This is a genomic window from Synechocystis sp. LEGE 06083 (assembly GCF_015207725.1).
GTDB lineage: Bacteria > Cyanobacteriota > Cyanobacteriia > Cyanobacteriales > Microcystaceae > Synechocystis > Synechocystis salina.
The window spans coordinates 1-1359 of the sequence record NZ_JADEWJ010000447.1; the positions used below are offsets into that span (position 1 = coordinate 1).

2 protein-coding genes and 1 pseudogene are annotated in these 1359 nt (G+C 49.0%); all 3 read right to left on the bottom strand.

The features are described from left to right. A partial coding sequence (locus tag IQ219_RS19630) for an ROK family protein (protein ID WP_228017411.1) occupies nt 1-430 on the bottom strand: 430 nt, incomplete at its 3' end. 148 nt (nt 431-578) lie between these two features. Continuing rightward, on the bottom strand, nt 579-1052 hold the full coding sequence (locus IQ219_RS19635) for a low molecular weight protein-tyrosine-phosphatase (protein ID WP_194073733.1): 474 nt from the start codon (nt 1050-1052) through the stop codon (nt 579-581). Between the two features lie 43 nt (nt 1053-1095). Next, nucleotides 1096-1359, bottom strand: a pseudogene (locus IQ219_RS19640) (iron ABC transporter permease); the annotation flags it as partial.

Sequence of the window (1359 nt, forward strand, 5' to 3'; positions counted from 1 at the left end):
CAGCCCCCGTACCAAGGGTAAGCAAAATAAAATTACGGTAATCCCTGCCCGCTCCCAGCCAAGCTTCTCCCAAACCAGCACAATTGGCATCGTTCTCCAATACCGTCGGCAACTGCCCATGGTCTTCCAACCAATCCGCCAAGGGAATGTCGTGCCACTGGGGTAAATTAATGGCCAACTGGGCCACCCGCCCCGCCGCATCCGCAGGCCCCGGCATACCGACGCCGATCGCCACACAAGCTGAATTTTTTAATAGGTCAATGCCATGGGCTAACTGGGCATAAACCGCCTTGGGCAAAGCCGGTTGGGGCGTTGGTAAAACCAAGGATTCGGTGCAATCTCCATTGCCCAGGAAACGGCCAAACTTAATGGAGGAACCACCAATGTCAATGCCAATGACCTCACGGTGTATGGGAGAGGAAGAACTCATGCCATTAAGGAAAACCTATAATTTCAAACAGAAAAGCTTGCTAATTTTACCCTCCAGGGGAGCAATACCAGCCATACTCGAATGGGCCTCAAATTCCCACAGACTAGTCAAGGGAAATCCGGTAACCAAATGAGCCATGGAATGGGGACTAATTGACCAATTCCTTACCCAAACTGGTGAGCAAATGGCCACAGGCATCTTCTAGTAAGTCAATCACATGCTCAAAACCGGCTTGTCCGCCGTAATAGGGGTCGGGGACTTCTCGATCGCCAAATTTTTCTGCATAATCACAGATCATTTTTACCTTATCTTTATATTTGCCCTGGCGATCTTGGGCGAGAATATTGCGATAATTATCCCGATCCATGGCTAAAATTAAGTCAAATTCTGCCAAATCTTCTGGAAAAAACTGTCTTGCCCTTCCCTGTACCCGATAACCCCGTTTTTTCAAACTTTCTGTCATACGGCGATCGGGAGAGTCCCCCACATGGTAACTGGAAGTACCCGCAGAGTCACAGATAATTTGTCCCCCTAAGCCCGCTTGGTCAATCTGGGCGTTCATAATATTTTCCGCCGCTGGCGATCGGCAAATATTTCCCAAGCAAACAAATAACAATTTCATGGTTAAAAAGTTGGAATCAAACGGAATTTGAACAAATTATCCGTCAACTTTGTCCCTCGCTGGGGCGGGAACGGGCAATTTGTACACTGAGGAAAATCACCGGTAACATCCCCGCCAAAATAATGGTTAGGGCCGGGGCGGCGGCTTCAATCAGCCTTTCATCGGAAGCATATTGATAGACTCGGATGGCAAGGGTGTCAAAGTTAAAGGGACGAATTACGAACGTAGCGGGCAATTCCTTCATGACATCCACGAACTCTAACATCACGGCGGTGAGCAGACCGCCAGTTATGAGGGGGGTGTGCAC

Coding starts and splice junctions, on each gene's coding strand:
- IQ219_RS19635 (WP_194073733.1), bottom strand. CDS start 1,052: ATGAAATTGTTATTTGTTTGCTTGGGAAATATTTGCCGATCGCCAGCG.